This window comes from Rhodoferax sp. (genome assembly GCF_028714215.1).
Classification (GTDB): domain Bacteria; phylum Pseudomonadota; class Gammaproteobacteria; order Burkholderiales; family Burkholderiaceae_C; genus Rhodoferax.
Genome location: NZ_JAQTMS010000097.1, coordinates 1 through 4,479, shown reverse-complemented (window position 1 = coordinate 4,479; position 4,479 = coordinate 1). Strand labels below are relative to the sequence as shown.

Here is a 4,479-nt window from a genome sequence, read left to right as displayed (position 1 = left end):
GCTGTGGAGATAAACGGCCACCGAAACGGTGGCACCAAGGGTTGGGGCCGCGTTAGCGACCCCGTTTTGCCGCTTTGAGCGGCTCACAATTTGAAAGCCCCCGGCTTTGCCGGGGGATGGTTACTCCTTCGGCCTGAAACCAATGATCAATGAGCTTGGTACCCGCCCGTCCACGTCGGGCGGCAGTTTCTCGGTTTTGTCGATGGCTTTCAAGACGGCATCGTCCCACGACTTGACGCCGCTGGATTTGCTCAGTTTGCGGCTGATGATGGTGCCGTTGGGCGCCGCCCGCACGTCGACTTCAGCGATCGGGTTGCCGGCGATTTCGTCGACGAACACGATGTTGGGCTTGATCCGCCCACTGACGCGGCCGGCGTAACTGGCCGACGGGCCGGACGATTGCAGGGCCGTGCCGGTGGAAGTTGCCGCGCCGCTGGCGCCGGCCAGGCCGGTCATGCGCTTGATATTGGCTTGCCGCTGGGCTTCGAGTTTTTGTGCCTCCTGCTGAGTCTGCAGCGCTTCCTTGCGTCGTTTTTCCAGGTCGGCTTTCTTCTTCTCCTGGGCCGCCTGCTTCTCTTTCTCGCGTTTTTCCTGCAGGCGTTGTTTCTCCAGCAACAGCTTCTCCTGTTTCAGTTGCGCCTGGCGTTGCCGCTCCTGCTCCAACTGCTGTTCCTTTTTCAGCCGCAGTTTCTCTTTTGCCAAGGCGATGTCGGCGTCGCTTGGCAGGGGCGGCTCGGCCCGCACCGGCGGCGGGCTTGGTTCAGCCACGGGCGCCGGTGGCTCGGGCGGCGCTTCGATCGGTTTCGGGGCGGCTTGTTGCGGTACTTCGGACCACAGTTCGGCCTCGGCGGTGACGCTCACGGCCTCACGCCGCCAGTGCATGCCCCAGGTCAGTGCCGCGACCAAAAAAGCGTGTGCCAGTATCGCCAGAGCGAGCGAACGCAAGGCGCCGGGCGTCGGCGGCGGCACGAAATCAAGGCGATCAGTGGCGGCCAGCATGCGGCACTTCTAACTTCTAGTTGGCCAGTTGCACCGACAAGCCGATGCGCTGCACGCCGGAGCGTTGCAAGGTGTCCATGACCTTGACCACGGTTTCGTATTTGATGTTTTTGTCGGCGCTGATGACCACCGCCGAGTTGCTGGCAGCGCCCTGTGCCTGCTTGACCGCGGCGGCAATGTCCTTGAGTCCCAAGGTGCTCGATTTGTCCTTGACTTTCAGTTCCAGCGATTCATCCTTGCCAATGAAAATCTGAATCACCTGATCGGGTTGTTTGGCCGCCTTGCCGACACTGGGCAAATCGATCACGCTGGGCGTGATCAGGGGCGCCGTCACCATGAAGATGATCAGCAGCACCAGCATCACGTCGATAAAGGGCACCATGTTGATCTCGTTGATGGTGCGCCGGCCGCGTCCGCGGCTGACCAGGGCTGGCATGTTCAAGCTCCTTTCATTGGCCGGAGGCCGACTGGGCGCCCACGTTGCGCTGCAGGATGTTGGAGAACTCTTCGATGAAGGTCTCCAGCTTGATCGCGATGCGGTCGATATCGCGGGCAAACCGGTTGTAGGCCACCACCGCCGGAATGGCGGCAAACAGGCCGATGGCGGTTGACACCAGGGCCTCGGCAATGCCGGGGGCGACGGTGGCCAGCGTGACCTGCTGCAGGGAAGCCAGCCCGGTGAAGGAATGCATGATGCCCCACACGGTGCCGAACAAGCCGACGTAGGGCGAGACCGACCCGACCGAGGCCAGGAACGACAAATTGCTTTCGATGACATCCATCTCGCGCTGGAAGCTGGCGCGCATGGCGCGTCGGGCGCCGTCCATCAAGGTGCTGGTATCGGCGATGCGTTTCTCGCGCAGCTTCTGGTACTCGCGCATGCCGCTGGCAAAGATGCGTTCCATCGGGCCGGAGTGGCGCGCATTCTTGGCGGCGGCGGAAAATAGGTCGTTCAAGCTGGTGCCGGACCAGAACTCGCGCTCAAACTGGTCGTTCAGCGATTTCACCCGGTTCAAGGCAAACAATTTGCGAAAAATTGCGGCCCAGCTGGAGACCGAGATCAGGACCAGCAACAACATCACCAATTGCACGATCAAACTGGCATTGAGCACCATGTGCAGGATCGACAAGTCTTGATTCATTTCAATAGTTCCAGAAGGGTTGGCGGGATTCTTGCCGGTTTGTAGCTTGCGGCATGAACCCAGCCGACCCGAATCGTCGCTTCACATAACAGGATATTTTCTGCCTGTGTCTTCAGCAAGGCCTGTTGCCGTATTGTCATCGACGCCCGACCGATATCCTGCGGCCAGGCTGTAACAAAAAGTTCGTCATCCAGCCGTGCCGGCTGGAGATAGCGGACCTGACTGTCGCTGACCACGAACATGCCGCCGCTGCGCTCGCGCAGGGCGCGCTGCTCAATGCCCAGGGCGCGCAGCCATTCGGTGCGGGCGCGTTCGAAAAACTTCAGGTAATTGGCGTAGAACACGATGCCGCCGGCGTCCGTGTCCTCCCAGTAAATCCGTACCGGCCAGACAAATGGGGGGCGGTCCATCATGAAAGCAGGACTTTCAATCGGTCGATCGCCAGTTTCAACTGGGGCATCGAACTGGCGGTCGAAAAGCGGATGAAATTGTGCGTCTCGGCGACGCCGAAGTCGCGCCCCGGTGTGACTGCCACATGGGCACGCTGCATGATTTCAAAGCTCAGATCCCAGCTGTCCTTGACCTGCAGCTTCTGACAGGCCGCGGTGCAATCGGCCCAAGCATAAAAAGCACCATCGGGCAGCACCGGCACGCTCAGGCCCAGGGCATTGAGTGCCGGTATGAAGTAGTCGCGCCGGGCCTTGAATTCGGCGCGCCGGCGCTCGTATTCTGCAAGGCTGTCCGGCTCGAAGCAGGCCAGGGCGGCGTATTGGGAAATGCTGCTGGGGCAGATGAACAGGTTTTGCGCCAGACGCTCGATCACTGGCACCAGCTGCTGCGGCACCACCATCCAGCCCAGCCGCCAGCCGGTCATGTTGAAGTATTTGCTGAAACTGTTGATGCTGATCAGATCTTCATCCACTGTCAGAGCCGTTTGACCATACTGAGCGTCGTAGCTCAGGCCGAGGTAGATTTCATCGACCAGCGTGATGCCGCCCTTGTGGCTGACCACGCCGTGAATACGGCGCAGCTCCGCCGGGTCTATGGAGGTGCCGGTCGGGTTCGACGGTGAGGCCAGCAGTACGCCACGGGTCTTCTCGTTCCAGGCCGCTTGCACTTTGTCCGCGCTGAGCTGAAAGCGCTCGCCGGCGGTCGTCGGAATCAGCACCGCGGTGCCATCCGCGGCACTGACAAAATGCCGGTTGCAGGGGTAGCTGGGGTCGGGCATGAGAATCTGGTCGCCCGATTCGATCAGGGCCAGGCAGGCCAGTTGCAAGGCTGCCGAGGCACCGGCCGTGACCACGATGCGGCTGGCCGGAACCTTGGCCTTGAAGCGCTGCCAGTACCAGTCGCTGATGCGTTCCCGCAAGGGCAGCAGGCCGGTCGCCGGCGTGTAGTGCGTCAAGCCGTCATGCACCGCTTTGCAGGCCGCTTCCTGCACCAACGCCGGGGCCGTGAAGTCGGGCTCGCCAATGTTCAGCAAGATCATGGGGGAGTCGGTCTGCGCCACCTCACGCGCCAGGGCCGACGCCGCCTTGGCCACCTCCATCACGTAAAACGGCTCAATTCGCTGCGCTCGCCGGGAGATTCTCATGCGCCAGTCTTGCTCCGGTCGGCATTCACTTCCGCGCCACGCAGACGGGGCGCCAATCCGTTGAGCACGGCATTGACGTACTTGTGGCCATCGGTACCGCCAAATTCCTTGGCCAGTTCTATGCATTCGTTGAGTACCACGCGCCAGGGCACATCCGGGCAGTGTTGCAGCTCATAAGCGCCAATCCACAGGACGCCATGTTCGATCGGCGATATTTCATCAAACTTGCGGTCCAGCAGGGGTGCGATCAGCGCATCCAGCTGGGCTCTTTCCTCGGTGCAGCCGTGCAGCAGCTTGCTGAAGTGCAGCGCGTCCGATTTTGAAAACCCCGCCAGCTCACGCGTGAAGGCTTCAATCTCGGAGACCGCATTTTTCCCCACCAGCTTCTGGTAAAGCGCCTGCAACGCGAATTCGCGGGCCCGACTGCGCTCCGATTTGCTGCCGGCCTTGCGGGCGCCGGTGCTGGTGAGCCCGGTGCGGCTCTGGCGCGGGGGGCGGCTGTCGGGGGTTTTGATGTGCTGTCCGGTCATTAGATTTCTTCCAGCAGGTTGGCCATTTCGACCGCGACGCGGGCCGCGTCACGTCCTTTTTCGGTTTGTCTGGCAACCGCCTGTGCCAGATCTTCGGTGGTCAGGATGGCATTCGCGATCGGCAACTGATAGTCGAGTGCAACCCGGCTGACGCCGGCGCCGGATTCGTTGGCGACCAACTCGAAGTGGTAGGTTTCACCGCGAATAATGCAGC

At 61.4% G+C, this 4,479-nt stretch carries 7 protein-coding genes; all 7 read right to left on the bottom strand.

Annotated features, from left to right (window positions below; genetic code table 11):
- Positions 1-120: 120 nt before the first annotated feature.
- Positions 121-999, bottom strand: a complete 879-nt coding sequence (gene tolA / locus PHS32_RS23870; protein ID WP_301082060.1) for a cell envelope integrity protein TolA — start codon at positions 997-999, stop codon at positions 121-123.
- 16 nt (positions 1,000-1,015) lie between these two features.
- Entirely contained in the window at positions 1,016-1,435 is a 420-nt protein-coding gene (locus PHS32_RS23865; RefSeq protein WP_301082062.1) for an ExbD/TolR family protein, read from the bottom strand.
- 13 nt (positions 1,436-1,448) lie between these two features.
- Entirely contained in the window at positions 1,449-2,141 is a 693-nt protein-coding gene (tolQ, locus tag PHS32_RS23860; RefSeq protein WP_301082053.1) for a protein TolQ, read from the bottom strand.
- Positions 2,138-2,554, bottom strand: coding sequence for a tol-pal system-associated acyl-CoA thioesterase (gene ybgC / locus PHS32_RS23855; protein ID WP_301082049.1), 417 nt, complete (start codon positions 2,552-2,554; stop codon positions 2,138-2,140). Before ybgC ends, tolQ begins: the two co-directional genes overlap by 4 nt.
- Entirely contained in the window at positions 2,551-3,735 is a 1,185-nt protein-coding gene (locus PHS32_RS23850; RefSeq protein WP_301082044.1) for a pyridoxal phosphate-dependent aminotransferase, read from the bottom strand. Before PHS32_RS23850 ends, ybgC begins: the two co-directional genes overlap by 4 nt.
- On the bottom strand, positions 3,732-4,265 hold the full coding sequence (gene nusB / locus PHS32_RS23845; protein ID WP_301082041.1) for a transcription antitermination factor NusB: 534 nt from the start codon (positions 4,263-4,265) through the stop codon (positions 3,732-3,734). Before nusB ends, PHS32_RS23850 begins: the two co-directional genes overlap by 4 nt.
- The coding region (locus tag PHS32_RS23840; RefSeq protein WP_301082039.1) for a 6,7-dimethyl-8-ribityllumazine synthase at positions 4,265-4,479 on the bottom strand (215 nt) is incomplete at its 5' end. The genes PHS32_RS23840 and nusB, both read right to left, overlap by 1 nt.

What these genes read in the sequence shown, in the direction of transcription:
- tolA (WP_301082060.1), bottom strand. Translation starts at nt 999, where the DNA reads ATGCTGGCCGCCACTGATCGCCTTGATTTCGTGCCGCCGCCGACGCCC.
- PHS32_RS23865 (WP_301082062.1), bottom strand. Translation starts at nt 1,435, where the DNA reads ATGCCAGCCCTGGTCAGCCGCGGACGCGGCCGGCGCACCATCAACGAG.
- tolQ (WP_301082053.1), bottom strand. Translation starts at nt 2,141, where the DNA reads ATGAATCAAGACTTGTCGATCCTGCACATGGTGCTCAATGCCAGTTTG.
- ybgC (WP_301082049.1), bottom strand. Translation starts at nt 2,554, where the DNA reads ATGATGGACCGCCCCCCATTTGTCTGGCCGGTACGGATTTACTGGGAG.
- PHS32_RS23850 (WP_301082044.1), bottom strand. Translation starts at nt 3,735, where the DNA reads ATGAGAATCTCCCGGCGAGCGCAGCGAATTGAGCCGTTTTACGTGATG.
- nusB (WP_301082041.1), bottom strand. Translation starts at nt 4,265, where the DNA reads ATGACCGGACAGCACATCAAAACCCCCGACAGCCGCCCCCCGCGCCAG.